A 26,474-nucleotide genomic window follows, 5' to 3' on the forward strand; every position below is an offset into this window, starting at 1 on the left:
TTTTATCTTAAAAATCACTTAAAAATGAGAGTATTTCCATACCCATTTCAGGCAAAATTTCATCATCATAATAATTTTCCTTTGAAGAGTCATAAACAAATACTTTGGAATTCTCAATTAGGCTCTCCAATGGAATCATATCATCTTTAGGGTCGAAAAACACATGCCCTCCAATTCCTAAAATTAATGACTTGGCTTTGATATTTGGCAATTTATCTTCAACATTATATTCCAAAATGCAATCGTTTCTAGATTTGAAATCATGAATATCCATGAATAATCCATCTTCAACATAATCTTCCATCAATGCATCAATCTCATCATTGGATAACTTTTTTACAACCTTATCCGGCAAATAACCTAAAAATAATAGCCTGAAAATTGAAACAGATACATTCGAAAAGGAAGAGCTATATCCCTCCAAATAGAAATCTTCACAGGATTCAATAATGTTTTCCATACATTTAGCTAAAATATAACGTTGAGCATATGTTTTAAAGGATGAATTTAAAACAATGATAAAATCCATTTCATCCGGATATTCACAGGCCCAGGTGTATATTTCAAATCCGCCCAAACCTTCACCAACCAAACCAAAAAGATGATTGATGTTGAATTTTTCAGCTAAAAACTGCCTTTTAAAATTAACACGGTCCCTAAAGGTATATTTAGGAAAATTATGCCTCAAACCGGTTGAGGATGGAGAGCATGACTCCGGAACCCCAAGCGGAAAAATTCTTATAAAAAAATAATCATCCTTATTAAAATCCTGATTTTTAATTAGATTGTGATATTGCGCCAAAATTGAATTTCTGCTATAAATATGTGGACAATAAACAACAGCATTAGTTATATTTCCACCATCATCGTATTTTGGAATGCCGCTAACTGCATATTCCACAGCTACATTTTCAAGAACCTGACCTGATTCAAATTCAAATGAATCCATTACATGATTGCCGAAATCCAGATTGAATGAAAAAGTAATAATATCCCCACCTTAACGCATATAATCCAATGAAAATTATTGCTTGAACTCCTTTAAAAATTCATGGAAGTCATCAATAAAAGGAGAATAATCCTCATAACCACTAGGATCTTTTTGTGATTCAACTAAAATCACTTTAGAATTTTTGATTAATTTCCCCGGCAGAACTGAATCATATTCCGGAGAATAATACAAATCATCGGTTGAACTGATGATTATTGCTTTTGCCTTGATGTTTTCCAATTTATCTTCAACATTATAATTTAAGACACAGTCATTCCTATATTTAAAGTCATAAATATCAGTAAATAAACCTTCATCCACAAAGTCATCCATCAACACATCGATTTCATCATTTGACATTTTTTGAAAAATCTGTTTTGTGAAATAGTTTGAATACAATAACCTATAAATTGAAACCATTATTCTAGATATGTTTTCGCTGTACATCTCATTATAGAAATCATCATTTGATTCTATAATGCTTTCTATAGCTTTTGAAATAACATATCTGTAACCGTTGGTTTTATAGGAGCTGTTTCCGATTATTAAAAAGTCCATTTCATCAGGATATTCGCAGGCCCAGGTATAAATCTCATATCCTCCTGATCCTCGCCCTGCAATTCCGTGAACCTTATCCATGTCAAATTTTTCTTTTAAGAATTGCCTTTTGAAATTGACCCTATCCTTAAGGGTGTAACTTGGAAAATTATGTTTTAAACCGGTGGATGATGGTGAACAGGACTCCGGAAAACCTAAGGTAGTTATGGAAATAAAACAGTATTCCTTTTCATCAAACGGTTCTCCTTTACCTGTAAGATGATATTCATCTAGAAAAGAGGAATAATTCCCATTATATTTATGACAATAGATTATTGCATTTATTATCCTGCCATCTTCATCATATTTCGGAGTGCCGTAAATGGAATACTCGACTTCAACATCTTTAAGAACCTGTCCATTCTCAAACTCAAATTCCTCTAAAATATGTTTGCCATATCCTAAAATTGAGTCATTATTCCGAAACATTAATACACCCTACCAAATAATTATTATTATAATAATGTCTGATTTTGAGCATATATAAAACTATCTACAATAAACAAAAAAATAAAAAAAATATGTACAAAATCACTAATTTTTAAAAAAAAATAAACAATATTCAATATTGATGTTTACAGGTCCTCTAAAAAACTTGACAGAAACACATTCATTTCAATTTCTTCACGAGCAATGAAATCATCTAACCTAAACTGGGCAACATCACTTTGGAAAGGATACAGATTATCCTCAAAATACATCTTCAACTTCAAGACATCACCAGAAATTTCAGTCTCATCATCCAAATTGTCATTCAAGAAATTCATTTGATTCAATGACAGTCCCAATGCATGATATTCGATGAAATTTTTGTCTCCAACCTTGCCATAATCAACTATTTTAACAATCATCAAAATCACTTAAAAAGTCTTTTAATTCATATGAAATATTTTCAAGTTCATTAAAGCATAAATGACCAAGTTCTGAATCCATTACAATCAACTGAGAGTCATCAATCATTTCAGACATTGGAATGCCATCAAGTTCCGGCGGAAAATGAGGGTCCTGTTTGCATGCAATTATCAAAACCTTTGATTTTATTTTATCCAAATCATCTTCAACATTGAAATTCATGCTTGCCTCATTGCAATACTTCAAATCATAAATGTCAGATTCTATCATCTCATTTCCAAACTCTTCAAATTCCAAACTCAACTCTTCATTGGATTTTTCCCTAAGAGCCTCTTTGGAAAGTCCGAAGTTAAATTCCGCAAGACAAGCTATTCTTAATGTTCTGATTAATGAATAAGTCAGCTCTCCTTTTGCATAGTCAGGATCAGATGTTATAATCTCATCAACGAATCTGGACAGAATATAGTCATGGCCTGCAACCTTATAACTGCTTACACCACAAATGATAAAATCCTGAAAGTCAGGATATTCAATAGCCTGAGTAAGACCTACAAATCCTCCCATGGAATTGCCTATCAAACCTAAAATGTGATTGATATTAAACTTTTCTGCCAGAAATTGCTTTTGAAAATTGACAACATCAAGCATTGTATATTTTGGGAATTTATTTTTTAAGCCAGTTAATGATGGGGAACATGAACCTGATGAGCCCAAAGCAGTCAATGAAACAAAAAAATACTTATCACTGTCAAAGGGACAATCCTTAAAGCTTAATGGCAGAATTTTATTGATTCCGGCAAATGAGCCTAAAGAACCTGCACAGTAGATTATTGCATTTTTAATAAATCCATCTTCATCATATTTTGGAGTCCCGTAAGTCATGTATTCAACCTTGACGTCGCTCAAAACTTCCCCATTTTGAAATTCGAATGAATCCATTATGAATTCCTGCCTGTTTTCATCAAAAAATTCTTCATCAAAAATATAAATCCCTCCTTAAAAACTATATTAACTATCTAAAAAACAAAATATTTAAATTAAACTAAACAATGTTATTGTGATGAAATATAAAATTTTAGAAAAACCCGATTGTGAAGATGCATACGATTTGGTTCATGAAGCGTTAAGAAAAAGGGCAACAATTGTTATTTTTGCCTGCTGTAAGGTTAACTATGAAGGTCGTGCATTAAGCGAACTTAACTGGGGAGAACGTATAATAATGATAAAACCAGATGGAGCATTTTTAATCCATCAGGAAAAGAAAGTGGAACCTGTCAACTGGCAACCTCCTAAATCAAAAACAAGAACATACATCAAAAATGACAACCTGTTTTTAGAAAGCCACAGAAGAACTCCAAAAGAGTTGCTGACAGTTGAAATAAGACACATTCAATTCATCAATTACGCTAATATTGAAGACTTTGAAGAGCTCGAACAGGCAGGATATGAAAAGGACATGGGCGACATGATAATGGAAAAGCCCCATATGATTGAAGAGGGTTTTACACCTACTGCAAGAGAGTACAGTGTCGAGCACGGATTTATTGACATTTTGGGAAAGGACAGCGACAATAACCTGATGATATTGGAACTTAAAGCTCGAAAAGCAGGTGTTACTGCAGTAAAACAACTTAAAAGATATCTTCAGGACTTTGAAAACACAGACAATGATTATTTAAAAGAATGCAAAGCCGAAAAGAAAAAAATAAGGGGCTTGCTTGTTGCACCATCCCTTATGGACGATGCTCAGGAGATGATTGAGGAAGAAGGCATTGAATTCGTGTCAATTGAACCTCCCCGCGAGTTAAAAAGAGATAAAAAAGTTACGTTGGATGCATTTTAGTCTAATGCATCTTCAATTTTTTTCAATTCGTTTTTATAGAATTCCTTTGTAAATTCATTAGCGGGAATTGAAGATGTTACGTGATGATTCTTCTCCAACTTATAGATAAGATAATCTTCATTTTCAAGAGGGATTGTCTCGCCATCAGCCATCAAATCAAGCTCATCCAATTCTTTGGAGATATTTTCAAATTCCTTTTCCTCCAAAGCAATAATGTCATCCAATTCCATTTCCTGAACTTTAGGATTTAACTGCATCGCAATTGCTACAAAACCATTAACTTTTTTATCTGAAATTGAAAATTCAGAATGTCTTATTTCTTCCATAGACAGTTTAACATGAGTTAAAGTATTTTTTGTTACTGGAATTTCACTGGACAATCCAATCTGATTGATTTCATAGTTGTTTTTCCAATTTCCGATTTTGTAAATAGCATAATTTATATCATCAACATTAATAATTTCTTTGTCGTCCATTGTATCACACGCATATAAATATATTTTTATATAAATAAAAACATTATTATAAATATACATTAGTTTATAAAAATGTAAATTTCAATGGAGGTTAAGCTGTGAAAAAATGTCCTGAATGTGGAAATCCAAGTTATGACGGTGCTCCTGTTTGTGGAAATTGCGGATATAAATTCCCAAAACCAAAAGTTACTGTTCGCAAGAAAGAAAGTATCTTCGAACAGAACCCTGAAGTAAGGCGAGAAGAAAAACCAAAAGTTAAAAAAACTTCCAATGAACCAAGTACACTCGAAATTATTAAAGAAAAAAAACTTATTATTGGAACAATATTGCTTATAACTTTAATTGTAATTTGTGGAATTGTCCTTACTGGATCAAATAGTAACAATGGCCCGACAATTCAATCCAGCAATGCGGTTGAATATAATGCAGGGGATTTTTCATTTAAATACCCTGAAAGTTGGCAACCTATTAATATGACTGATTCAGACCATGAAACCGCTATATTTTTCGAAAATGAAAATAATACAATTATTGAGCATTATAATATCACAAGCAGTGCTAATTCCCTTAAAGACATCAACCAAGATAGAATTAGTCATGCTTTAGATAATGGAGATGCTCTTGAACTTTTAGAAACCATTACATTAGACGGTAGAAATGCATCAAACATTATTTTGGAAAATGCTGATGGAAACTACACCAGATATGTTTCAATGTTTACTGACGGTAAATTGTATGTTTTCAAAATTAGTGGAGATTCAATTAACTCAATCACATCCGATTCTATAAACGGTGTGATAAATTCCGCAGACATCAAATAAGTATGATTTAATCATCATACTTTTTTCTATTTTTTAAGTGTTAAAATGACTAAAATCAAACTTGCTCTTTGTCAAATGAATGTTGTCGATGACAAAAAAGAAAATTTAAAAAAAGCCAGCGCCATGATTGGTGAGAGTGCAGCTGAAAATGCCGATTTTATTGTTTTGCCCGAAATGTTTAACTGCCCCTATTCCAATGATAAATTCATTGAATATCAGGAAGAAGAAAACACCAGCGAAACATTGAATTTAATTTCAAAACTGGCCTGTGAAAATAATACATACATCCTTGCAGGCTCAATTCCCGAAAAGGACAATGACAATCTGCACAATACATCCTATCTTTTTAACAGAAAAGGTGAAATAATAGCCAAGCATAGAAAAATGCATCTTTTTGACATTGACATTAAAGACAGGATTACCTTTAAGGAATCTGATGTTTTAACAGCAGGAGACGACTTTACTGTTGCAGATACTGAATTTGGAAAAATAGGTATTGGAATCTGTTATGACATTCGCTTTCCGGAACTTGCAAGAATCATAGTGGAAAAGGGAGCGTTAATATTATTCTATCCAGGAGCATTCAACATGACAACCGGACCGGCACACTGGGAGTTGCTTTTCCGCTCAAGAGCACTGGACAATCAGGTATTCTGTGTTGGTGTTGCACCTGCATTGAATGAAAACGCTAGCTATCACAGTTACGGCCATTCAATTATTACAAACCCTTGGGGAGAAATTATTGATAAAGCCGGCAAAAAAGAAGAACTGATAATTTCAGAAATTGAATTGGATGAAATAAAAAAAGTAAGAGAGGAACTTCCACTTCTGAAAAACAAAAGGAAAGATCTCTACGAAGTCATTGAAAAATAACTATTTTAGCTTAGCTAATCTTTTTTTGAAGTAATCGACTTTTTTAGTGCCATCAAATACTTCAATTGCAGTTTCTATGACTCTGACCTCATTTTCATAGTCATTGGCTTTTCTGTAAAGAACACATAATCTTTTATATGGTGCATCTTTGGCCTGTTTTGCCTCAACATATCTTTCGTATTCTTTAATTGCTTTTTGAGGATTGGTCTTTTCCATTTCCTTAATGGTACTCATTGGAATAACCTTTACAACCGATTCCCCTGAAGCCTTTGCCTTTTGGCGTTTTTGAGCTTTTTTAATTGCTTTGTTACAGGATTTCTTAAAGTCCTTATCATCTTCACCCTTTCTTGCCTTTTTGATTAAATCAATAGCTTCATCACTTGCAAGATCTCCTAAAGCCTGAATTGCAGCTAATTTTACACCCCAATCTTCATCTTCAAGACATTTTGCAATGTTTTCCAATTCGCCTTCAGCCTGAAGCTCGCCTAAAGCACGTACAGCAACTTTCCTAACTCCAAAGTCGTCATCATCAAGTGCTTCGACAAAATAAGGAATGACTTTTTTATCTTCAGTTTCTTTAAGTGCAAATGCTAAAAATCTTTTATCCTTTCCGTCAGCATTTTTAAATTCATCAATTAATTTATCGACCGCTACATCACCCATGCTTCCTAAAATTTCGGCCGCTTTAAATCTGACCTGCGCATTTTCATCAGTAGTGGCTTTAATTAATGGTTCAATAGCAGATTCATCACTAATGCCCACCAATGATTCGATAGCTTCTTTTCTAACTTTAACATCATCACTTGATAAATTGTTAATAGCATCTTCAAAATTTAAATTTGACATAGTAATAGGTTAGTCTTCAAGTTATATAAATATTCAAACATTAACGATTGAAATCTGCAATTTAAGGTTAACGGAATTACTGGATATATATCCCCACTTCAAAACAAGTTCAGAAATCAAAAAAGCGAATGTTAATGAAAACAACGATTAATTAAATGTAAGAAAAACTAAAAAAAGTAAAAAATAAGAGAAAGATTCTCTTATTTAAATTGCTGTCCAACCACCGTCAATACAGATTAGTTGACCTGTACAGAAACTGGATGCGTCAGATGCCAGATAAATTGCAATACCATCTAATTCACCAGGTTGACCTAAACGGCCAGCAGGACAGTAAGCTGCAATAAGGTCCATGAATCCTTCCATTTCAATTGAATCAACGGTTAATTCTGTTTCAAATACTGCAGGACCAATAGCGTTTACGGTAATGTTGTATTTTGCCCATTCAACAGCCAAGTTTTTGGTTAAGTTCATTACTCCACCTTTAGCTGAGGAGTATGCACTAATTCCTCCACCAGGGAAGATTACTCTTGAGTGGATTGAACCTATGTTAATGATTTTACCATATTCTTGTTCAATCATGATTTCTCCAACAGCTTTACACATGTAGTATACACCGCTTAAGTCAATGTGAATGTGTCTTTCCCATTCTTCATTGGACTGATCGGTAACCATTTTGTTGTTTCCCATACCTGCTGCGTTAACTAAAATGTCGATTCTTCCATATGCATCCATAGTTTTTGCAACTGCTGCAGTGATACTGTCGTAGTCACCAACGTCACATACTGCATACATTACTTCGGTTCCAAATTCTTTTTCGATTTCAGCAACGTTTTCTTGTAATCTTTCTTCTCTTCTTGCAAATAATGCTAATTTTGCACCTTGGCTTGCGTATGCTTGAGCAATTTGCCAACCAAGACCAGAAGAAGCACCAGTAATAACTGCAACTTTGTCTTTTATGTCAAAATAGTTTTTCATGTTTTTTACCACCTAAGGCAATAAGCCTATGTATAAATATATAAAATACCAAACTATTTAACTATTATTATATGATTTTCCAATTATTGTTCAAAATAAGTTATAAATATCTAGGATATAATAAAAAATCGGGAACAAAGTGAATAGAATATTTGATAAAAATTTTCCAAAATATCAAAAAAATACTGCAAAAGTTATACTTTCACAATAATAAAGCATAAAAATGAAAAAATTAAAAAATAGATTAACAAATTAGTAAAAATGAGTGGTAAAAATGATTGAAGAACAGACCAAATCATATTCCAAAAAACAAATTTTTAAAATCCTGCACCCTTGGGTCAGGAAATGGTTTGATTCACAGTTTGAGGATTTCACCCCTGCTCAGAAAAAATCAATCATTGACATCCACAAAAAGAACAACATTTTAATTTCATCACCGACAGGTTCGGGAAAGACACTGACAGCTTTTTTATCCATCATAAGCGAACTAACAACACTTGCAAGTGAAGACAAGTTAGAAGACAAGGTTTACTGCATTTACATATCACCACTAAAAGCACTTGACAATGATATTGAAAAGAATTTGGACGAACCCTTAAAAGGAATTCAGGAAATCGCAGGCCGTGATTTGGGAATCCGAAAGGCAGTGAGAACCGGAGACACCTCACAATACCAAAGGCAAAAGATGCTTAAAAAACCACCCCACATTTTAATCACCACCCCCGAAACACTATCAATTTTACTGGTCGCTCCAAAGTTTAGAGAAAAGCTAAGTGGCGTGAAATACGTTATTGTTGATGAAATCCACTCCCTGGCTGAAAACAAAAGAGGAGTCCATCTAAGCCTGTCGCTTGAACGTCTGCAACATCTAATTGGACAATACACCAGAATCGGGCTTTCAGCAACGGTCAGCCCGATTGAGGAAGTTGCCAGATTTCTGGCAGGTTATGAATACGGTGTCGAGAGAAACTGCAAAATCGTTAATATAAATTATTTAAAGGAACTGGACATGGAAGTGATGTGTCCTGTAAGCGATATTGTTCTTGCCGATGAAGAGGACACGAAACTCGGAATGTACGATCTGCTGGATGATTTGATTTGGGATAACAAAACGACCTTGATTTTTACAAACACACGTAGCGGAACGGAACGTTTTGTTTATAACTTAAAGAAAATGTATCCGATGCATTACAGTGACAAGAATATAATGGCACACCACTCTTCCCTTTCAAAAGAGGTCAGACTGGAAACCGAAAACAAACTGAAGGAAGGAAAACTAAAAGCCGTTGTATCATCCACATCCTTAGAGTTGGGAATTGATATCGGATACATTGATTTGGTTGTCCTGATTAATTCACCCAAATCAGTTGCAAGAGCCCTTCAGCGAATTGGAAGAAGCGGACACAAGCTCCATGAAAAGTCACGGGGAAAAATTATAGTTACAGACAGGGATGATTTGGTCGAGTGTTCAGTTTTGCTTAAAAACGCCAAAGAAGGAAAAATCGACAAGATTTCAATCCGTACAAACTGTCTGGACGTTCTGGCTCAGCACATCTACGGAATGAGTATTGAAAATCCATGGGATATAGACTACGCCTTTGACGTGATAAGAAAAAGCTATTGCTATAAAGACCTGACACGTGACGATTACGAAGATGTCTTAAGCTACATGGCCGGAGAATATCCTGAACTGGAAGAGAGATACGTTTATGCAAAAATATGGATAGATTATAAGGAAAATACCTTTGGAAAACGTGGAAAACTGGCAAGAATGCTTTATTCAACAAATATCGGAACAATCCCCGATTCATCAGGAGTATTGGTGAAATGTGATGGTGAAACAGTAGGTAAAATTGAAGAAGTATTCATGGAACGGCTTAAAAAGGGAGATACGTTCGTTCTGGGAGGGCGAACCTACAGATTCAACTATGGAAAGGGAATGACAATCAATGTTACTCCCGCAAGCGGACCCCCAACAATCCCCTCATGGTTTTCACAACAGCTACCACTGGCCTTTGACCTTGCAATGGACATCCAAAGATTCCGGGCACACATGGACGTTAAATTCAGATACCGCAGAAGCAAGGAAGAGATTATGGAATTCATTCACGAATATTTATACGTAGATGACTTTGCGGCAAATTCCATTTATGAATATTTTGTTGAACAGTTCAAATATGCCCAAATCCCAAGCAATCAAAAGTTATTGATTGAATACTACAAAGGATTTGGAGGCAGGCGTTTTGTGATATTCCACTCATTATTTGGAAGAAAAGTCAATGATGCACTATCACGTGCCGTTGCATATGTTGTAGCTCAAAGATACAACATCAACGTCACAATTTCCATTTCGGACAACGGATTTTACTTAAGCTCAGACGGCAAAATCGGAGGCCTTGAAGCATTCAGAGAATTAACTCCCGAAAACTTTGAAAACATTCTGACAAGATCACTGAATAAAACCGAAACATTGGCTTCCAGATTCAGACATTGTGCCGGAAGATCACTCATGACCCTCAGACATTACAAAGGAGAATCCAAATCCGTCGGCCGCCAGCAGGTACGTGGAAAAATCCTGCTTAAATTTGTACAGGACATGGATGACAATTTTTCAATCCTAAAAGAAGCCCGAAGGGAGGCTCTTGAAGATTATATGGACATTAAAAATGCTCTGAAAGTAATTGAAATGATTGACAGAGAAGAAATGGAAATAAAAACCATAAATACCGTTATTCCAAGCCCATTTGCATTCAATTTAGTTTCACAGGGATATCTTGACGTGTTAAATCAAAACGATAAGGGAGAGTTTACAAAAAGAATGCATATGGCAATTCTTGACCAGATTAAAGATAAGCTAAAAGACATCTACTGAAAATCAATTAACTATATTTATTAAGATAATTAAACAATAATTATTCAAGGTGATTATTCATGACCAAATGGAGTGCAGTTACAATAGGATTTATACTCGCCGTAATCGTGCAGGCATTTTTTGCAAAGTATGAATTTGTAGGCCTTTTAATTGTAGGATTCATAACTGGTTACATTGCCCATTCAGGCACATTGGGAGGCCTATGGAATGCTGCGGTTGCAGGGGCGCTGGGCACAATTATTGGAGCAGTATTATTCATCATAACTGTAACATTTGGCGGTAGCTTATATGGAATTTTCGGAGGTCTTACAGGATTTACATTATCAGGAATTACCAGTTTATTTGCTGTTGTGAATGAATTGATTTATTATGCTATTGTAATGGGAATTACTGGAGCTATCGGAGGGGCAATAGCCTCCAAAGACAGAGATTAATTTTTTGGAGATATTAATATGAACGGTTTACCGGATATAAATTTTAAAGCTGTAGTATTTGGAGCAGCAATAGCTGCAGGATTTACACTATTTGGCTGGCAATATTGGGATTGGTTTTACCCATTCTCAGCAATAGGACTTTTATACGCAGGATATGGACAGAAAAACCTTACACTAGGAACAATACTTGGAGCCCTGGCATCCACACCAATCGTGATACTATTTTTAGAAGGATACATGGGTCAGCCTAGCGGTTATTTCATAACTGAAAATGGAATATTAGTATTGACAGCTTTAATTCTTATTGTTGGAGCTCTCATTGGTTTTGTTGGTGCATGGACCAGAAAAAGCCGTGAAAAAGCAAAAGCAGAATTCGAGAAAAAACAGAACATTGGTAAAAACAAAAATAAAAATAAAAAAAATAAAAAAGCTAATGTTAAAAAAGCAAATGAAAAAACATCTTATGTAGATAAAATATTTAAAAAATAATAACAAAATTATGTTATTATTTTTTCTAATTCATCTCTTTCTATACCATTTTTAATTTCAAGTGCAATTCTTCTACCCATACTCATCGGTTTGCCGTAAGTCAGGTAGGAGTAAGGAGAACCATCCATAAATGTGTTGGTACCACCATCAGTTCTTGCACTGATTTCAAAACAGATTACTTCCAGATTATCATTTACTAAAGTTTGCATACAGAATGGACCGTTTAATCCAGGAGCAACTAATTTTTTAGCACTTTCTGTTAATTTATCAGCAATGTCAAATACCTGAGGGAGTAAGGATTCACGGATTACGGCAGGGTGATTACCGGTAACAACATAAGATGGGCTTAAATCAATGTCTAATTGATCTTTAGCAGGCATTCTTACAAATCCATCAATACTGGATTCATATCTTGTATCCATACCCATTAATTCAACTGTATCGTCAAGTGCTGAGTAGAAATAGTGTATACAGTAGTTACAACCGGAAACATATTCTTCTATGTGTGCTGCTTCAACATCACTGTCTTCTAACCATCCACGTGCTTTCATAGCTTCAATTTTTGCATCAAATTCTTCAGTAGAGGATGCTACAAAGTAACCTCTTCCACCTCTTGCACCAGGGAACTTTACCATTACAGGCCTGTCAATTTCTGAAGGGTCGTTGTATTTGAACGGTATCCTTACATCACCTTCAACAAGAAGTGCTCTTTCCTTATCTCTTTCAGCTTCCCATCTAAGTACATCCCTGTTTCCAAACATAGGAACATTGAACTTGTCTTCAACGTTGTCAAGTCCTGCATATGCGACAAAAGATCCATGAGGAACCACAATTGCATTCATATCCCTAAGTTTTTGTTGAACATCTTCATTAACAATGTCTTTAAATTCATCAACGATAATGTATTCGTCAGCTACACCAAAACGTTGATATGGAACTTCACGACCTTTTTCACAAACAATAGCTGTTCTAAACCCTTCTTCCTTAGCACCTTGCAAGATGTGTAAGGAAGTGTGACTTCCAAGAGTTGCTATTGTTATTTCGTTTTTGTCATATTTAGCCAAAATATCCAAAATATCTTCCTTTTTAACTTCTCCCATTATATCTTCTCCTAAAAGAATGATAATATTATATATATTTTTCTGAATTTATAAGAGTTTTTATTTAATATGAGAATAAATATTAGTAATATTGAATAATTAAGGAAAAGATAAAAATGTTAATCGGATTGATTTCAGACACACATATTCCCGATAGGGCAAAACAACTACCCCAAAATGTATTGGATGCATTTAGTGATGTTGATTTGATATTGCATGCAGGAGATTTAACTTCACTTGAAGTTATTGATGAGCTGGAGCAGATTGCTCCCGTAATGGCAGTTCAGGGAAATATGGACAGAGCAAATGGAATTGATCTGCCCAAGGCAAAAATTGTTGAAGCTGAAGGATTGAAAATTGGAATTATACATGGAGAAGTATATCCAAGAGCCGATACACAACAGTTGGTGTATTTGGCAAAAGAACTTAATGTTGACATTTTAGTTAGCGGACATTCACATCAACCTAAAATAGAAAAGGAAGATGGAGTATTGTTGATTAATCCTGGAAGCCCGATAGTTCCAAGGCTTGCAGACAGAACTGTGATGCTTCTTGAAATAAACGACAGGGAAGTTGATGTGGAAATCGTTAAAATCGGAGCGCCGGTATGCAGTGCACTTAATTTCGAATTATACAAGAGGGATTGAAAATGGGAAGCAGATGGCAAGTGGAAAAACATAAAGATCCATACTATAAACAGGCAAAAAAAGAGGATTATCGCTCACGAGCATCATATAAACTTAAACAGCTAGATAAGAAATTCAAGATAATAAAGGAAGGAAATACCGTAGTTGACCTTGGAGCCGCACCGGGAGGATGGTCACAAGTCGCCCTTGAAAAAGTCGGAGAAGAGGGAATTGTGGTTGGAGTCGACCTCAACAGATTCAAAAGATTTCCCGAAGAGAATTATTATGGAATAAGAGGAGATTTCACAACACCTGAAGTACAGGAAAAGATTATGGAAATCATTGGAGGAAAGGCAAAGGTCGTAATGTCTGATGCGTCTCCATCACTGTGCGGAATAAAAAACATAGACCAGCTGAGGTCAATCGATTTGATAAATGTGGTTATTGAAATAGCTGAAAACATCCTCGAGGAAAAGGGAAATCTCGTCATGAAGGTATTTCAGGGACCCGAATATAAACAAATGCTGGATTCCCTTAAAGGAAAATTCAGACAGGTCAAAACTACAAAACCAGCATCATCACGTAAAAAAAGTTCTGAAATGTATGTTGTGGGACTTGGATACAAACCTAAAAAAAATAGAAAAGAAAAGAAAAATTAAAGGCTATTGTATGCATCTTCAGCTGTTTTAAGTTTTTCTTTTGCAAACTCAATCCTGCTGTCCACCTCATTGGATGGCTTGCCCGCATCAAGAGCACTCTGCACATTTTGAATAGCAGAATCCGCCCGTGACAACTCTATTTTAGCATTATTATATGTCTGGATATCATCTGAACTGCCAGCATAATATGTGGCTTTAATGCTGTCAAATTTAGCGGATAAATTGTTATATGATGCTTTCAACTCTGCAAGCTCATCATATTGAGTTCCAGAGGATATTTCGTTTGTAATGCTTGATGAAACCATACTATATCCTACATAAGCTACAACTACGATTGTTGATATTATCATGATAATTCCAACAACGGAAATTAACATAGAAGTAGATTTGAATAAGCTTAATCTTGATTTCCTCATAATTATCCCAAATTTAATAAAATAATTTTTTTAGTAACTATTAAATTTATTAATTTTAGTATATATTCTTTGCCTATGAAATTTGCAATGCAATATTTTTTAAAGTATGAAATATTAATAATATAGATAATGAATTCCACTACTAAATCTCAAACATCTATTAGAAAATTCGAAGAATTTTTCGCAACATCCTACAAAGACGATGTATTTGAAATCCTAGAAACATATCCCGATGAACGATCACTTACTGTAGATTACAACACCCTGGAAATATTTGATCCTGATTTGGCGGACTTGTTAATAGATAAACCGGAAGAAGTGATTGAAGCTGCGCAAACTGCAATAAAAAATATTGACCCACTTGTAAAGGATGCAGACATCAATATCCGTTTTGAAAATCTGTCCAACATAATTCCGTTAAAGACACTTTTGAGTAAGTATATCGGAACATTTGTTGCAGCAGACGGTATCGTCAGAAAAACAGACGAAATCAGGCCACGTATTGAAACAGGTGTTTTTGAATGTAGGGGATGTATGAGATTACATGAAGTGGAGCAAAGTTCCGGAAACAGAATTATAGAACCTTCCTTATGTAGTGAATGTGGTGGAAGATCATTTAGATTGCTTCAGGAGGAATCAAAATACATTGATACCCAAACAGCAAGAATGCAGGAGCCTTTGGAAAATCTATCCGGAGGAACCGAACCAAAACAGATGCTGATGGTTTTGGAAGATGATTTGGTGGACAAATTAAATCCCGGAGACAAGGTAAGAATAACCGGAACGCTTAAAACCTTCAGAGAAGAGAGAAGCGGCAAATTCAAAAACTACATTTATGTAAACCACATCGAACCGCTTGAACAGGAATTCGAAGAGCTTCAGCTTTCCGAAGAGGATGAAGAAAAAATCATCGAACTGTCACAGGACCCTCACATTTACGAAAAAATTATTAAATCAACAGCACCATCCATCAGAGGTTACAGGGATGTAAAAGAAGCTATTGCACTGCAACTCTTTGGAGGAGCTGCCAAACAGCTTGAAGATGAAACAAGACTTAGGGGAGATATCCATATTCTCATCGTAGGGGACCCTGGTATCGGTAAATCCCAAATGCTTAAATACGTTTCAAAATTAGCTCCAAGAAGTATTTACACAAGTGGTAAAGGTACAACCGGTGCAGGATTGACTGCAGCTGCCGTAAGGGATGAACTTGGAGGATGGTCCCTTGAAGCAGGTGCATTGGTACTTGGGGACCAGGGTAACGTTTGTGTTGACGAGCTCGACAAAATGAGATCAGAAGACAGATCCGCACTTCACGAGGCATTGGAACAGCAGACTGTAAGTATTGCAAAAGCAGGAATAATGGCAACATTAAACTCAAGATGTTCCGTTCTTGCAGCGGCAAACCCTAAATTTGGAAGATTTGACCGTTTCAAAGTACTTGCAGAGCAGATTGACTTGCCTTCACCTATTCTTTCCCGTTTCGATTTGATTTTTGTTGTAGAAGACAAACCTAGTGTAGAAGGAGATTCAAAGTTAGCGGAACACATTTTGAAAATACACCAATCCAATACCGTTGATTATGAAATTGAACCTGAATTGCTTAGAAAATATATTGCTTACGCCCGTAAGAACGTGAATCCGGTTTTAACTGATGAAGCAAATGAAGTGTTAAGAGAATTTTATGTAAGTACAAGAAACAGCAATAAGGAAGAACAGGCCCCTGTCCCAATTACAGCAAGACAGCTCGAAGCTATCATCCGTCTTTCAGAAGCAAGTGCAAAAATCAAACTTAAGGATACTGTCGACAGGGAAGATGCTGAAAAAGCAGTAAGACTCCAAATGGCCTGTCTTAAAGAGGTGGGAGTTGACCCTGAAACCGGAGAAATAGATATCGAGGTCATGGAAGGAAGAACACCTACTTCCGAGAGAGAAAAAATGCAAAGAGTAATGGAAGAAATAGGCCTTCTTGAAGAGGAATTTGGAGACCAGGCCCCACTCAATGTCTTAAAAACAAATATGGCTGAAAAATACGATATGAGTGAAGAAAAGGTTGAAGAATTTGTTAGAAACTTAAATCAAAAAGGATTGATTTATGTTCCTGTAACAGGATATCTTAAACGGGCATAATAATTTAATGTAACATTCAATCATGTTGGATAATTTTTCTTATCCGACCATCATTCTTTTTTTAAATTAATTTTTTAAATTAAAAAAGTGCTGGAAAATAAGCATACATTAATAAATGATTAAAATAAAATTTAATATATTATACTTATATTAATTTTTTAGGAGATATATCATGGATAAATATGAAGATTTATTAGAAAGAGCAATTGACCAATTACCTCCTGAAGTATTTGAACACAAAAGATTCAAAATTCCTAAAGCTTATTCAGATATCCAAGGTAATAGAACATTCATTAAAAACTTTAAAGATGTTGCAGAAGGTTTAAACAGAGACCCTCAACATTTATTAAAATTCTTAATGAGAGAACTGGGTACTGCAGGAAACATTGAAGGTCAAAGAGCAATTTTACAAGGTAAATTTACACATTACCTAATCAATGAAAGAATCGAAGATTATGTGGACAAATATGTAATTTGCCACGAATGTAACAGACCAGATACCAGAATTATCAGAGAAGGTAGAATATTCTTACTTAAATGTGCTGCATGCGGTGCAACAGCACCTTTAAAATCATTATAATTCTACTTTTTTATTTTATTTTTACAGATATTATGTTTTGTCCGGAGTGCGGAAGTACCGATAAGGAAATGGTCGGTGACATTTGCATTGACTGTTTTTTGAAAGAATTTCAAATGATTGAACTGCCTAAACGCATTGAAGTTCAGATATGTAGCCACTGCAATAGCAAACTTGAAGAGGGAAAATGGTCTGAAGAAAACATTCCCGAAGAGGAGATAATCTACAGAGCACTTGAAAGAAATATTAAAATAGCCGATGAAGTTTCAAATGAAATCATCAATCTCGAAATTGATCAGATAAAAGGAACATTGGCATATTGCTTTGTCGAGGTTACCGGAGAAGTTCATGGAACTCAAATTGAAGAGACACATGACTGTGAAGTTAAAATCCAAAAGACTGTTTGTCCAAGTTGCAGCAAAATGCAATCAGGCTACTATGAAACCGTAGTTCAATTCAGAGCAGACAAAAGGGAAATAAAACCTGAAGAATATGCCAAAGCCGATGAAGTGGTAGAGCGAACATTGATAAAACAATCCTCATCAGATAAGCTTGCATATTGTCCTCAAATAGCTAAACTTAAAGAGGGATACGATTATTACATAGGTTCTTTTAAATCCGGGAAGAAAGTGGCTGAAAGCCTTAAGGAAGAGTTTGGAGGAATTATCAAGGAATCCCCAAGGCTGATTAGCGAAGACAAATCCACCGGAAAGGGACTTTACAGAATTTGGATTTCCGTAAGGATTCCTGAATTTGAAATAAACGATTTCATCAAATACGAAGATAAAATCATTCAGGTACATAGCATCAGTAAAAATAGCTTCGTCGGAGCAGATATCTCAACAAACAAAAAGCACAACATCCCTATGAAAAACATGGATGACATTGAACTTGTTAAAAAGGCCAACGAAGTTGAAACCACAACAATCATATCAAAATCACCAAGCATCATACAGATTTTAGATCCTAGCGATTATTCTGCAGTTGATTTGGAAATGAAAGACGAATTTGCAGACTATAATATTGGTGATGAAATAAAGCTCATTAAAATTGACAATTACATTTATTTATTGAACTAAGTGATAGAATGAATATTGAAGAGAAAATTCAGTTAATCGAAGAAGGAACCCTTGAAGTTATAGATACCGAAGACTTGAAAGCAGTTCTTGAAAAAGAACAGCCTATAGCTTATACAGGTTATGAACCTTCAGGAAAAATCCATTTAGGCCATGCCGTAACTGTGCAAAAGTTAAAGCAATTGCAAAAGTTAGGTTTTAAAATTAAAATCCTGCTTGCAGATTATCATGCATTTTTAAATGGAAAAGGAACTATTGAAGAAATAGCTGAAACTGCAGAATACAATAAAAAATGTTTCCAGGCATTAGGCTTAGATGAAACAACTGAATATGTTTTAGGTTCATCTTTCCAGTTAGAACCTGATTACACCGATAAAGTTTATCAACTGGCTACAATGACTACATTAAAAAGGGCAAGAAGAAGTATGGATCAGGTAAGTCGTGCAGATGACAACCCAAAAGTGGCCAGCGTAATTTATCCAATCATGCAAACCGTGGACATGGCTGCTTTGGAAGTGGATGTTGCACTTGGAGGAATGGAACAGAGAAAAATCCAAATGTTGGCTCGTGAAAACCTTGAAAGAATTGATGAAAACGTGCCTGTCTGCATTCACACTCCATTATTGCACGGTCTTGACGGTGATGCCAAAATGTCTTCAAGTAAAGGAAACTACATTGCAGTAGACGATTCCGTTGAAGTAATCACCAAAAAAATCAACAAGAGTTACTGCCCTCAAGGCGAACTTGAAGGAAATCCTATGATTGAAATAGCTGAAACATTTGTATTTGCCAATCAGGATACTTTACTTATTAAAAGACCTGAGAAATTCGGTGGAGACATTGAATTGACTCATGATGAACTGCTCAAGGAATTTGGTGAAGGAAACTTGCACCCAATGGATTTGAAAAATGGAATTAAAGATTTCCTAATCGAATTCTTTGCTCCTGTAAGAAAATTCATGGAGGAAAATTAAATGGAAGACGAAAAACAAGAATTTGAAATGGGAATACCTAACGGTGTTGGAGAAGCTATGCTTGCTCATGCATTTGAAAAATTCGATTTTAAATTGGAACAAACTGAATTTGGACCCAAACTAATCGGAGAATATGATGAGCTTGTAAAAGTTAGAGATTTTCTGGAAAATGCCATTAGAGAAAGACTGCAAGAATTAGAAGGAGAATAATTATTCTCCAAAACTTATTTTTTATTGGATACAATCAGGACAGATTCCCAGATATGGTGCAACCGCTTTTTTAATATCTGAGGATACCTTATTTATACCGTTATTAGCATCTATTATCTCACATGTGAAATTATCTGCCAATTTCAAATAGTTTTCTTTTACACCGGCCAGGAATTCCTCATCTTCAAAAGTGTCTTTGCCTGAGGTTCTTGCAACTGATGTTTTAACATCCAAATCCAATAAAATCAATAAATCCGGCCTTTTTGCATACTTATTTAAAACATCAATCCAATCCATGGGACTTTGATAGGCAAGGGAAGAGATAAATGACCTGTCTGAAATGATTATTTTGGATTCATCTTCCAGCTTATCCATTATCATCATTCTATCGGCGGCAAAAAGAAGCCCAAAAATCTTTTGAAAATTGTCTGATTTGGCATCTGGATGCTGCAATAATTTTCTGATTAGCTTGCCGACTTCAGAATCTGTCGGTTCGACTAGTGTTTCCACCCGAAATCCATTGGCTTCAAGCCATTCTTTCAACATTCTAATTTGGGTAGATTTCCCGGCACCATCAATTCCTTCAAAAACAATATACATAGAATAGAATATGTTTTACCTTAATATATAATTAATTACAAAATAATAATGAATAAATCAAATCAAGGTGTATTGAAAAAATGGTTTTAGAAGAATTATTGGCTCCCGCAGGATCCTATGACGTTTTAGTAATAGCTGTCAATGCTGGAGCGGATGCGGTTTATATAGCTGGTCAGCAATATGGAGCCAGAGCCTATGCTAAAAATTTCACAATCGAAGAAATCGAAAAGGCTGTGAAATATGCTCATTTGAATGGGGTCAAGATACATGTTACCGTAAACACACTGATAAACAACTTTGAAATAGTCGACGTTTTGAAATATCTGTTTAAATTATATCAAATTGGAGTCGATGCAGTTATTGTACAGGATTTCGGATTAATATGGCTTTTGAAAACATTCATTCCGGATTTGGAAGTTCATGCATCAACACAAATGGGCCTTAACAATTACGCATCATTCCAATGGGCCTCAAAAAACAATATAAAAAGGGTTGTCCTGCCCCGTGAAGTCAGCATCGAAGAAATCAGACAGACACATGACAAACTTAAAAAGGACAATATAAATATGGATATTGAGGTATTCGGGCATGGGGCACTATGTTACTGCGTAAGTGGAAAATGCTACATGTCCTCATACAACAGCGGAAGAAGCGGAAACAGAGGGGCCTGTGCGCAGCCATGCAGACGTGAGTACCGTCTTAAATACCGAGGATACAATATAGGAAACGGATATCTCCTATCAACACATGATCTTGCAACCTACAACAACATACAGGCCATTTCCGATGCAGGAGTCAAATCCCTGAAACTTGAAGGCAGAATGAAGTCCGGAGACTACATCGGAACAATCGTCAACAGCTACAGAAACATCATTGACGGCAATCCGGGAGACTATAAAAAAGATCTGCACCTTGTTTTCAACCGCCAATTTACAAACGGATATATGATGGGCGACAATCCCGGAGAAGTTATGGGAAGAGGAAGTTCAGGTCATGAAGGACTCTACATTGGAGACATTACCAACATTGAAGATACAAAAGTTACAATTGAAATAAAAAACAAGGAGATTCCGATTATTTTAGAACCTGGAGATGGAATTGCATTTAAATACAACGGCAAAATCAAGGGAATATATCTGGAAAACATAATAAAGCAGGATGAAAATGAGATTATAATAGACACCACCCGTCTTGTTAAAGTGGGAACTGAAGTGTTCATAAGCTATTCCAAATCAACACACGATTATCTGAAGCAATTCGAAAAGGAAACCGTTAAAAATAATGTTGGAATCAATCTGTCACTGACATGGGATGAAAATCTGAACCTCTTTACCAAAGTTGAATATTACCTTGATGATGAGCTAATCAACTTCAGACATAAGACATTGGATAAATTCGAGAAAGCCAAAAACAAACCGATTTCCGAACAAACCCTTGAAAAACAGCTCAAGAAAACTGGAGGAACACCATTTTATATTGAAAGCATCCGCTTCAACAACATGCCAAAGGATATTTTTATTCCGATTCGTGAAATCAACCAAATCAGGCGTGAAATCCTCGATACTGCAACAGAACTTTTGGAAAACCATTACACTCCGACCAAAAAATCTGTAAAAGAGGTGCGCAAGAATTTAACCAAATTCTTCCAGGATTATGAAAACACACCAAATAAAATCAAAAAGAAAACACCAAAATTATCAGTGTTTATTGACAGTCCTTCCCAAATCAATGCGATTTCAGGATTTGATTTGAAAAGAATTTATTTTGACAGAAACTGCCATTATAATAATCCTGAAGATTATTTCAAGGACATAAAGGAAACCTTAAAAGAGGCCAGCCTAATGGCATCCCCAACTGAGCTTGTCTGGGTTTTATCATCCTTCATCTCACAGGAAGATGCCATCAAATGCAACGAAATCGTCAAGGAACTTGAAGATGAAGGAATAATCATTTCAGTTATGGGCGATTTTCCGGGAATGGGTGAAATTTTTGACTGTCCTATTTATGGAAACCACAATTTAAATGTATGGAACAGTTTTGCTGTTCGTGATTTGAATGAAGCTGGATTTAAGTCACTTATATTGTCATCTGAGCTTTCAGGAGAAGAGATTAAAGAACTTATTAGCAAAAATCATGACCGCAACATTGACCTGGAGATGATTGTCAATGGAAACCTGGAAGTCATTGTCAGTAAAGATGACTTTACAAACTTAAATGACGGTAAAGACTTTATAATATCAAATGATGCGGATTATGCAACTCTTGAAGACAAAAAAAGAAAGAAATTCAAGTATAAAATCTTTTTTGACTATAATAAGCAAAGTCACATCATCAACAAGGACTGCCTATGTCTGATTGAAGAGATGAATGAAATCAAGGAATTTGGTCTTGATTCGATAATTCTTGACTGCAGATATTCAAATGAAAAATACACAACACAGATACTGTCAATCTACAATGAAAGTCTTAAAAACAAGGATTCAGAAGAGCTGACCAAATACAAATACCAGATTATGGATTTCTCACAGTCATACATCAACAAAGGAAACTATATTGAAGGCAGACTGCACGAGGCAAAATAATGAGGATTCCCGAATTACTTGCACCGGTAGGATCTGCGGACCATTTGAAAGTGGCAATCAATGCAGGCGCCAGTTCAGTCTATTTGTCCGGAAAAAACTATGGTGCAAGAAAGTTTGCAGAAAACTTCACGTTAGATGAAATTGCACAGGCAGTAAACACCGCACACATGCACAATGTCAAGGTTTATGTAACCGTCAACACATTAATCAGACAGAGCGAACTTGAAAACGTAATAAACTACCTTTCAAAGCTATATGCAATGGGAGTGGATGCAGTTCTGATTCAGGATCTTGGTTTGGTGGAGCTTATCCGCAAACATCTGCCTGATTTGAAAATTCATGCATCAACACAGATGACCTGTGAAAACCAGCTTAAATTAAACTACCTGGAAAGCAAAGGAATCAAAAGGGTCGTTCTCCCACGTGAGATGAGACGTGAAGAAATCAAAAATCTCAAAACCAATATGGAGCTTGAAATATTTGCTCATGGAGCCTTATGCTATTCATATTCCGGACAGTGCCTGATGAGCAGTTTCAAAGGCGGAAGAAGCGGAAACCGAGGAGCATGCGCACAGCCATGCCGTCAGAAATACCAAATCAAAGACATCAAAAAGAAGGATTATTACCTCTCCCCCTGTGATTTAAGCTTATTTGATTACTTAAAAGAAATTTCCGAGCTCGACATAAGCTGCATCAAAATTGAAGGGAGGATGCGAAGCAAGGAATATCTGGCAATTGTTGTAAGCAACTATCGCAAAGCCCTGAACAAACTAAAAAGCGGGAAAAAGATTAGCTCAGAGGAAATCGACCTTGTTTTCAACAGAGGATTTAGCCAAGGACAGTTCAATAACGATTCAAAAAGAAGCATCCGTGCAGGCCATGTGGGTTTAAAGATAGGTAAAGTCATAGACAGCAGAAAAAATCAGATTGCAATAAGGCTAAACGATCGGATTAAAACCATACCCGAAAAAGGTGACGGACTGCTGATTTTAAAAAACGATGAGGATTACGGATTTGAAATATCTCAAAATCCTACAATAACAACACTCAATCACTTCGAGAAAGGTAAAAACAAACCCATTAAAGATTTGAATCGAAAAAACAGGGTGCTGATTGTTAAAAAGGTATGGCAAAATAAAAAGGCTGATTTTGAATTGAATGACTCTGATGTGTATTTGACCAAAAGAAATTCGCTGCACAAAAAAGTCAAAGAGATTGAAACCAAATCCGCAAGCTACATCAAATCCAAACTGATTTTGACCTTTTCTGTGAAAAATAAGTTTCCAAATCTCAGGGCAAAACTGACCCTTGCAAACCGCAGAATAATAGAGTGTGAGGTTAAAGGCAGCACCCCCTTTGAAAAACCTATAAAAAGGAATGTTGACCGGGAAACCATAAAAAAACAACTTTCCAAAGTTGACAACTATCCTTTCCAGATAACACAAATCAACATCAACTATGACGGGACATTATTTATTCCAATAAGCAAAATAAACGAACTCAGAAGAAACCTGTTTGAAAAGCTGGAAAAAGAGGTTGCAAACTCATACAAACATAAAGCTAGAAAAATCACATTGAAACATAGTGAAAACAAAATAAAAGACAATGAAATCAATATCTCATTTTATACTAATAATCTGAAGCATCTGGAAAACATAAAAGGGGTTAAAAGAGTTTACCTTGAGATCCCCCCGGAAAAGGATTCGCTGGACATTTCCAGAAAGCCGGACTACAACCTGAATTACATGATCAATTTCATCAAGAGAGCTTATGAGATTTCATACGGCAAAGGTTATGAATTAATCTGGAAATGGCCGGACATTGCTCATGACGATTTTATAAAAGTGCTGAAGAGAGTGCGTGCAATTTTAGGCAAAATGAATTATCCAGTCTCAATAATGAGCAATAACTTTAATGACGAATACGGACCGTATTCCATGAACATAACAAATACGGAGTCAATAAACAGTCTTGAAAACTACAAAATTCTCACCATATCTCCGGAACTTAGAAAAAAAGACTATGAGGAAATTATAAATCACTGTGAAAGTCCCGATAAAATTGAACTTCTTGTTCAGGGACATGTCGAGGTGATGAAAACAAGATATCCGTTACTTTATGGAAATGAGCTAAAGAAGAATTATAAAAATTGTCTGATTGACTGGAAAAACAACAGATTTGAGATTCACAGAAGCCTGTCCGAGGAAGAACTGATAATATTTAGCGACAGCGAACTTTCCCTATTGGGTGAAATTAATCATCTAAAAGAACTTGGATACTGTAATTTTTCAATTGACGGGCGATATAAAGATGATAGCTATCATAAAATGATTGATATTTACAGAAATGCGCTTGAAGGAAAAATTAACCAAAAAGAGCTTAAAAAAATTAGCTTTAAAAATACGATTGCCAATTATTGATATTACTCTTCAAATGCTCTCGGCAATATGCAATATATATTAAGTAACATACTATATTTACAAAAAGGGTTTGGTAAAAATGCAAGGGGAAAAAATAACATTGCAAAATATAAAAGGCATCGGAGATAAAATCTCTGAAAAAATAATAAACAGTGTTGGAGGAGAAGAAGAACTCCAAAAGATAGTTGATAATGTTGATGTGGAAAAAATAGCAAACATTGAGGGAATAAGCCAAAGAAAAGCTATCGAAATAATGAACCAATTATTGAACAATCCGGAATATGAATTCATTAAAAGCGACAGAGCCATGGAGATTTATGAAGACATCATAAACAAGATTCTATCCTATTCAAACACAACATATTCCAAAAACAGAATTTTACTTTTATCCCCTTCAAAAGACATTTCTAAAATCAATTCACAACTTGATTTTGTAATGAATGCCAAAGAACATGTCTCACAACTTCCAATAATTAAATTGAGAGGATTGATGAAAAATTTAAAGGAAGTTGAAGAAGCTAAACCTGAATATGACCCAAGTAAAGCAATACTTGTCGAAAGAGAAGAAGACAATGCATATCTTACCGATTTGGGTCTTAATCAGTATTATCCCATAATTACTGCCAGCGATTCACCATTGCTTCAGGAAGAAATGATGAATTACGATTTGGTATTTTATGTTTACTCACAGGGAATCCTTGATTTTGAAGGAATGCCAAATCTTGTAATGATTAACATTGAAGAAAATGATTATGAAATCGTTCCCGAAAAGATAATCAACTTTTTCATACAAAACAAGGATTTATTTTCAAGAGTTCATGAAATACAAAAAATCAGAAATAAGGACAGCGTTCTCGGAGAAATCATACCTATTATCAATGAATTGAATATCATTGATAAAAGGGAAGTGAATATTGAAGAACTTGTAAATTCTCTAAAAGATGATATGGATGATGAGTTGGAAAAATCTATTAAAAAAGTTGATCTTGAAGGAGATGAAATTCTCAACTTATTAAACAATAACTTCCCTCCAAA

At 35.2% G+C, this 26,474-nt stretch carries 25 protein-coding genes and 1 pseudogene; 16 read left to right on the top strand and 10 right to left on the bottom strand.

Annotation, left to right across the window (positions count from 1 at the left end; genetic code table 11):
• Positions 1 to 7: 7 nt before the first annotated feature.
• The 4 genes from Q0W04_RS02725 to Q0W04_RS02740 all read right to left on the bottom strand — a co-directional run bounded on the left by Q0W04_RS02725 (position 8) and on the right by Q0W04_RS02740 (position 3,346).
• Complete coding sequence (locus Q0W04_RS02725; RefSeq protein WP_298500103.1) at positions 8 to 949, bottom strand: alpha/beta fold hydrolase; 942 nt, start codon at positions 947 to 949, stop codon at positions 8 to 10.
• Between the two features lie 75 nt (positions 950 to 1,024).
• A complete protein-coding gene (locus Q0W04_RS02730) occupies positions 1,025 to 2,017 on the bottom strand; it encodes a hypothetical protein (protein WP_298500106.1) in 993 nt (330 codons plus the stop codon).
• Between the two features lie 146 nt (positions 2,018 to 2,163).
• On the bottom strand, positions 2,164 to 2,439 hold the full coding sequence (locus tag Q0W04_RS02735; RefSeq protein WP_298500110.1) for a DUF5750 family protein: 276 nt from the start codon (positions 2,437 to 2,439) through the stop codon (positions 2,164 to 2,166).
• On the bottom strand, positions 2,429 to 3,346 hold the full coding sequence (locus Q0W04_RS02740; protein ID WP_298500113.1) for a homoserine acetyltransferase: 918 nt from the start codon (positions 3,344 to 3,346) through the stop codon (positions 2,429 to 2,431). Before Q0W04_RS02740 ends, Q0W04_RS02735 begins: the two co-directional genes overlap by 11 nt.
• 154 nt (positions 3,347 to 3,500) lie before the next feature.
• Here Q0W04_RS02740 and nucS point away from each other — a divergent pair, with 154 nt between their 5' ends.
• Complete coding sequence (nucS, locus tag Q0W04_RS02745; protein ID WP_298500116.1) at positions 3,501 to 4,283, top strand: endonuclease NucS; 783 nt, start codon at positions 3,501 to 3,503, stop codon at positions 4,281 to 4,283.
• Here the strand turns inward: nucS and Q0W04_RS02750 are convergent.
• Positions 4,280 to 4,759, bottom strand: coding sequence for a hypothetical protein (locus Q0W04_RS02750; RefSeq protein WP_298500118.1), 480 nt, complete (start codon positions 4,757 to 4,759; stop codon positions 4,280 to 4,282). The genes nucS and Q0W04_RS02750 overlap by 4 nt on opposite strands.
• 98 nt (positions 4,760 to 4,857) lie before the next feature.
• Between Q0W04_RS02750 and Q0W04_RS02755 the strand changes: the two genes are divergently transcribed.
• Together Q0W04_RS02755 and Q0W04_RS02760 are read left to right on the top strand one after the other, a co-directional pair.
• Positions 4,858 to 5,580 (top strand): PsbP-related protein, encoded by a 723-nt coding sequence (locus Q0W04_RS02755; RefSeq protein WP_298500121.1) that lies wholly within the window; start codon positions 4,858 to 4,860, stop codon positions 5,578 to 5,580.
• Positions 5,581 to 5,625: 45 nt separating this feature from the next.
• Complete coding sequence (locus tag Q0W04_RS02760; RefSeq protein WP_298500124.1) at positions 5,626 to 6,453, top strand: carbon-nitrogen hydrolase family protein; 828 nt, start codon at positions 5,626 to 5,628, stop codon at positions 6,451 to 6,453.
• Here the strand turns inward: Q0W04_RS02760 and Q0W04_RS02765 are convergent, their stop codons facing one another.
• Positions 6,454 to 7,299, bottom strand: coding sequence for a HEAT repeat domain-containing protein (locus Q0W04_RS02765; RefSeq protein WP_298500127.1), 846 nt, complete (start codon positions 7,297 to 7,299; stop codon positions 6,454 to 6,456).
• A gap of 204 nt (positions 7,300 to 7,503) precedes the next feature.
• On the bottom strand, positions 7,504 to 8,274 hold the full coding sequence (locus Q0W04_RS02770) for an SDR family NAD(P)-dependent oxidoreductase (RefSeq protein ID WP_298500130.1): 771 nt from the start codon (positions 8,272 to 8,274) through the stop codon (positions 7,504 to 7,506).
• Between the two features lie 274 nt (positions 8,275 to 8,548).
• Here Q0W04_RS02770 and Q0W04_RS02775 point away from each other — a divergent pair, with 274 nt between their 5' ends.
• From Q0W04_RS02775 to Q0W04_RS02785, 3 genes are read left to right on the top strand one after another with little or no spacing between them, the layout of a single operon-like run.
• Entirely contained in the window at positions 8,549 to 11,146 is a 2,598-nt protein-coding gene (locus tag Q0W04_RS02775; RefSeq protein ID WP_298500133.1) for an ATP-dependent helicase, read from the top strand.
• A gap of 59 nt (positions 11,147 to 11,205) precedes the next feature.
• Positions 11,206 to 11,580 (top strand): DUF5518 domain-containing protein, encoded by a 375-nt coding sequence (locus tag Q0W04_RS02780; protein ID WP_298500136.1) that lies wholly within the window; start codon positions 11,206 to 11,208, stop codon positions 11,578 to 11,580.
• A gap of 18 nt (positions 11,581 to 11,598) precedes the next feature.
• A complete protein-coding gene (locus tag Q0W04_RS02785) occupies positions 11,599 to 12,069 on the top strand; it encodes a hypothetical protein (protein ID WP_298500139.1) in 471 nt (156 codons plus the stop codon).
• A gap of 8 nt (positions 12,070 to 12,077) precedes the next feature.
• Here Q0W04_RS02785 and Q0W04_RS02790 read toward each other — a convergent pair whose 3' ends face one another.
• Positions 12,078 to 13,169: a formate--phosphoribosylaminoimidazolecarboxamide ligase gene (locus Q0W04_RS02790; RefSeq protein ID WP_298500141.1), complete on the bottom strand. Its 1,092-nt coding sequence runs from the start codon at positions 13,167 to 13,169 to the stop codon at positions 12,078 to 12,080.
• A 116-nt stretch (positions 13,170 to 13,285) separates the two neighbouring features.
• On the opposite strand from Q0W04_RS02790, the gene Q0W04_RS02795 reads away from it, so the two are divergent.
• Both Q0W04_RS02795 and Q0W04_RS02800 read left to right on the top strand, forming a co-directional pair.
• A complete protein-coding gene (locus Q0W04_RS02795) occupies positions 13,286 to 13,816 on the top strand; it encodes a metallophosphoesterase (protein ID WP_298500144.1) in 531 nt (176 codons plus the stop codon).
• A gap of 2 nt (positions 13,817 to 13,818) precedes the next feature.
• A complete protein-coding gene (locus tag Q0W04_RS02800) occupies positions 13,819 to 14,454 on the top strand; it encodes an RlmE family RNA methyltransferase (RefSeq protein ID WP_298500147.1) in 636 nt (211 codons plus the stop codon).
• Here the strand turns inward: Q0W04_RS02800 and Q0W04_RS02805 are convergent.
• Positions 14,451 to 14,870 carry a hypothetical protein gene (locus tag Q0W04_RS02805; protein WP_298500149.1) on the bottom strand — a complete coding sequence of 140 codons (420 nt, stop codon included), beginning with the start codon at positions 14,868 to 14,870 and terminating at the stop codon, positions 14,451 to 14,453. The two genes, Q0W04_RS02800 and Q0W04_RS02805, sit on opposite strands and share 4 nt — an antisense overlap.
• A gap of 129 nt (positions 14,871 to 14,999) precedes the next feature.
• Between Q0W04_RS02805 and Q0W04_RS02810 the strand changes: the two genes are divergently transcribed.
• From Q0W04_RS02810 to Q0W04_RS02830, 5 genes are all read left to right on the top strand, one after another.
• Positions 15,000 to 17,000: a minichromosome maintenance protein MCM gene (locus tag Q0W04_RS02810; RefSeq protein WP_298500152.1), complete on the top strand. Its 2,001-nt coding sequence runs from the start codon at positions 15,000 to 15,002 to the stop codon at positions 16,998 to 17,000.
• A gap of 172 nt (positions 17,001 to 17,172) precedes the next feature.
• A complete protein-coding gene (locus tag Q0W04_RS02815) occupies positions 17,173 to 17,580 on the top strand; it encodes a translation initiation factor IF-2 subunit beta (protein ID WP_067040760.1) in 408 nt (135 codons plus the stop codon).
• Positions 17,581 to 17,612: 32 nt separating this feature from the next.
• The gene (locus tag Q0W04_RS02820; protein WP_298500155.1) at positions 17,613 to 18,656 is read left to right on the top strand and encodes a 60S ribosomal export protein NMD3; all 1,044 of its coding nucleotides are present in this window, start codon (positions 17,613 to 17,615) and stop codon (positions 18,654 to 18,656) included.
• 8 nt (positions 18,657 to 18,664) lie between these two features.
• Positions 18,665 to 19,627, top strand: coding sequence for a tyrosine--tRNA ligase (locus Q0W04_RS02825; protein WP_298500158.1), 963 nt, complete (start codon positions 18,665 to 18,667; stop codon positions 19,625 to 19,627).
• Positions 19,628 to 19,837: a hypothetical protein gene (locus Q0W04_RS02830; protein ID WP_298500161.1), complete on the top strand. Its 210-nt coding sequence runs from the start codon at positions 19,628 to 19,630 to the stop codon at positions 19,835 to 19,837.
• Positions 19,838 to 19,858: 21 nt separating this feature from the next.
• Here Q0W04_RS02830 and tmk read toward each other — a convergent pair whose 3' ends face one another.
• Positions 19,859 to 20,437 carry a dTMP kinase gene (gene tmk, locus Q0W04_RS02835; RefSeq protein ID WP_298500164.1) on the bottom strand — a complete coding sequence of 193 codons (579 nt, stop codon included), beginning with the start codon at positions 20,435 to 20,437 and terminating at the stop codon, positions 19,859 to 19,861.
• 80 nt (positions 20,438 to 20,517) lie between these two features.
• On the opposite strand from tmk, the gene Q0W04_RS02840 reads away from it, so the two are divergent.
• The 3 genes and pseudogenes from Q0W04_RS02840 to Q0W04_RS02850 all read left to right on the top strand — a co-directional run.
• Positions 20,518 to 23,019 carry a U32 family peptidase gene (locus tag Q0W04_RS02840; protein WP_298500167.1) on the top strand — a complete coding sequence of 834 codons (2,502 nt, stop codon included), beginning with the start codon at positions 20,518 to 20,520 and terminating at the stop codon, positions 23,017 to 23,019.
• Positions 23,019 to 25,439 (top strand): U32 family peptidase, encoded by a 2,421-nt coding sequence (locus Q0W04_RS02845; RefSeq protein WP_298500170.1) that lies wholly within the window; start codon positions 23,019 to 23,021, stop codon positions 25,437 to 25,439. The genes Q0W04_RS02840 and Q0W04_RS02845 overlap by 1 nt, the downstream gene beginning before the upstream one ends.
• 55 nt (positions 25,440 to 25,494) lie before the next feature.
• Positions 25,495 to 26,474, top strand: a pseudogene (locus Q0W04_RS02850) (endonuclease MutS2); the annotation flags it as partial.

It is taken from the genome of uncultured Methanobrevibacter sp., assembly GCF_947170395.1.
In the GTDB taxonomy this organism is placed as follows: domain Archaea; phylum Methanobacteriota; class Methanobacteria; order Methanobacteriales; family Methanobacteriaceae; genus Methanocatella.

Coding starts and splice junctions, on each gene's coding strand:
- Q0W04_RS02725 (WP_298500103.1), bottom strand. CDS start 949: ATGGATTCATTTGAATTTGAATCAGGTCAGGTTCTTGAAAATGTAGCT.
- Q0W04_RS02730 (WP_298500106.1), bottom strand. CDS start 2,017: ATGTTTCGGAATAATGACTCAATTTTAGGATATGGCAAACATATTTTA.
- Q0W04_RS02735 (WP_298500110.1), bottom strand. CDS start 2,439: ATGATTGTTAAAATAGTTGATTATGGCAAGGTTGGAGACAAAAATTTC.
- nucS (WP_298500116.1), top strand. CDS start 3,501: ATGAAATATAAAATTTTAGAAAAACCCGATTGTGAAGATGCATACGAT.
- Q0W04_RS02750 (WP_298500118.1), bottom strand. CDS start 4,759: ATGGACGACAAAGAAATTATTAATGTTGATGATATAAATTATGCTATT.
- Q0W04_RS02760 (WP_298500124.1), top strand. CDS start 5,626: ATGACTAAAATCAAACTTGCTCTTTGTCAAATGAATGTTGTCGATGAC.
- Q0W04_RS02765 (WP_298500127.1), bottom strand. CDS start 7,299: ATGTCAAATTTAAATTTTGAAGATGCTATTAACAATTTATCAAGTGAT.
- Q0W04_RS02770 (WP_298500130.1), bottom strand. CDS start 8,274: ATGAAAAACTATTTTGACATAAAAGACAAAGTTGCAGTTATTACTGGT.
- Q0W04_RS02775 (WP_298500133.1), top strand. CDS start 8,549: ATGATTGAAGAACAGACCAAATCATATTCCAAAAAACAAATTTTTAAA.
- Q0W04_RS02780 (WP_298500136.1), top strand. CDS start 11,206: ATGACCAAATGGAGTGCAGTTACAATAGGATTTATACTCGCCGTAATC.
- Q0W04_RS02785 (WP_298500139.1), top strand. CDS start 11,599: ATGAACGGTTTACCGGATATAAATTTTAAAGCTGTAGTATTTGGAGCA.
- Q0W04_RS02790 (WP_298500141.1), bottom strand. CDS start 13,169: ATGGGAGAAGTTAAAAAGGAAGATATTTTGGATATTTTGGCTAAATAT.
- Q0W04_RS02795 (WP_298500144.1), top strand. CDS start 13,286: ATGTTAATCGGATTGATTTCAGACACACATATTCCCGATAGGGCAAAA.
- Q0W04_RS02800 (WP_298500147.1), top strand. CDS start 13,819: ATGGGAAGCAGATGGCAAGTGGAAAAACATAAAGATCCATACTATAAA.
- Q0W04_RS02805 (WP_298500149.1), bottom strand. CDS start 14,870: ATGAGGAAATCAAGATTAAGCTTATTCAAATCTACTTCTATGTTAATT.
- Q0W04_RS02810 (WP_298500152.1), top strand. CDS start 15,000: ATGAATTCCACTACTAAATCTCAAACATCTATTAGAAAATTCGAAGAA.
- Q0W04_RS02815 (WP_067040760.1), top strand. CDS start 17,173: ATGGATAAATATGAAGATTTATTAGAAAGAGCAATTGACCAATTACCT.
- Q0W04_RS02820 (WP_298500155.1), top strand. CDS start 17,613: ATGTTTTGTCCGGAGTGCGGAAGTACCGATAAGGAAATGGTCGGTGAC.
- Q0W04_RS02825 (WP_298500158.1), top strand. CDS start 18,665: ATGAATATTGAAGAGAAAATTCAGTTAATCGAAGAAGGAACCCTTGAA.
- Q0W04_RS02830 (WP_298500161.1), top strand. CDS start 19,628: ATGGAAGACGAAAAACAAGAATTTGAAATGGGAATACCTAACGGTGTT.
- tmk (WP_298500164.1), bottom strand. CDS start 20,437: ATGTATATTGTTTTTGAAGGAATTGATGGTGCCGGGAAATCTACCCAA.
- Q0W04_RS02840 (WP_298500167.1), top strand. CDS start 20,518: ATGGTTTTAGAAGAATTATTGGCTCCCGCAGGATCCTATGACGTTTTA.
- Q0W04_RS02845 (WP_298500170.1), top strand. CDS start 23,019: ATGAGGATTCCCGAATTACTTGCACCGGTAGGATCTGCGGACCATTTG.